At 38.2% G+C, this 238-nt stretch carries 1 pseudogene; it reads left to right on the plus strand.

Annotated elements, in window-relative coordinates:
* A pseudogene (locus tag JI667_RS22545) lies at positions 1–238 on the plus strand (fimbrial assembly protein); the annotation flags it as partial.

Below are 238 nucleotides of genomic sequence, written 5' to 3' on the forward strand. Positions count from 1 at the left end.
GTTTTTTTAACGGTTAAAGAGAAAAACAATGAGCTTTTGGGAATTGAGAAAAGAATAATCCAGACAAATGAAATTCTTGAAGCTCAGCAGGCAAAGCTTCAAGAATATCAATCTTCCAATGCGGCAGAGGAGCTGAAAGTTGCAATTGAATGGGCAGACAGGCAGCCATTCGATTTAGTCTTCCTTATGGAACAAATAACCAGGCTTCTTCCTGAACGAGGATTTGTAATAGAATTTG

The organism is Bacillus sp. NTK074B (genome assembly GCF_017303375.1).
GTDB lineage: Bacteria > Bacillota > Bacilli > Bacillales > Bacillaceae_B > Rossellomorea.